Source organism: Micromonospora sp. D75, assembly GCF_018070405.1.
Lineage (GTDB): Bacteria > Actinomycetota > Actinomycetes > Mycobacteriales > Micromonosporaceae > Micromonospora > Micromonospora chalcea.
The window spans coordinates 1-879 of the sequence record NZ_JAGPXV010001082.1 but is presented as its reverse complement, the minus strand read 5'-3'; the positions used below and the strand labels follow the sequence as shown (position 1 = coordinate 879).

Here is an 879-nt window from a genome sequence, read left to right as displayed (position 1 = left end):
CAGGTCGCCTTCGCGGTCGCGGCCTGCCGCGAGCTGTGGGGCGACGCCGCGGCCACCCCCGGCCGCTGGGCGGAACACGCCGCCCGGGTGCTCGCCCGCGCCGGGCAACGCACCGACGCCGCCTCGCACGCCGGCTGGGCGGCCTTCACCCGAACCAGCCTGCGTCGCGGGCTGGGCACCGAATCGTACGAGTGACCGGAGGAAGCACATGGCCCGCAACGAGTTCCGCTTCGTGGTCGACGGTGTCGACCTGAGCGCCGAGCAGCAGACGCTGATCGCCGCGGAGATCCAGAAGGCCGGCCTGGCCGCCCTGCGTACCGCCGACGCGAAACTGACCAACCCGCTGACCGTCGGCCACGGCAACATCAAGCTGCGCCCCGAGTGGTACGGGCTCTGGGTCATCGACGGCCCGTTCGCCCAGGACCTCGGGCAGAAGATCAACGACATCGGGTTCTGGATCCAGCGGTGACCGACGCCGCCCGGCCGGCCGGCGCGCCGGAGCGGATGTGCCCGAGCACCCCGGCGTCGAACGCCACGGTGTTCCTGGGCATGATCACTCCGGCGGGCCGGGTGGCCTACGTGACCCCGGCCGTACCGGCCGAGGTGGCGCTCGCCGGGCTCGGCGACTCCGACGAGCCGGTCGAGGCACGGGTCCGGCTCGCCGGTCCGTGCGTCACCTCGTCCTGCGGCTTCTGGACCGGCTCGCACTGCGGGCTGGGCGCGCGGATGGCCGCCTCGTACGCCGAGACCGCCCCGCCCGCCGAGGAGGCGCTGCCGAAGTGCGCCATCCGGCGTACCTGCAGGTGGTTCGCCGAGCAGGGGCCGTCGGCGTGCCCGGCGTCCGGGAGGTGGTGCGCCGCCGGCTCGACCAGTTGACCG

2 protein-coding genes and 1 pseudogene are annotated in these 879 nt (G+C 74.5%); all 3 read left to right on the top strand.

Going from position 1 to position 879, the window contains the following annotated elements; genetic code table 11:
• Positions 1-195 (top strand): annotated as a pseudogene (locus tag KBX39_RS32145) (hypothetical protein); the annotation flags it as partial.
• 13 nt (positions 196-208) lie between these two features.
• The gene (locus KBX39_RS32140) at positions 209-469 is read left to right on the top strand and encodes a hypothetical protein (RefSeq protein WP_030501893.1); all 261 of its coding nucleotides are present in this window, start codon (positions 209-211) and stop codon (positions 467-469) included.
• On the top strand, positions 466-876 hold the full coding sequence (locus KBX39_RS32135) for a hypothetical protein (RefSeq protein WP_210874187.1): 411 nt from the start codon (positions 466-468) through the stop codon (positions 874-876). Before KBX39_RS32140 ends, KBX39_RS32135 begins: the two co-directional genes overlap by 4 nt.
• Positions 877-879 lie beyond the last annotated feature (3 nt).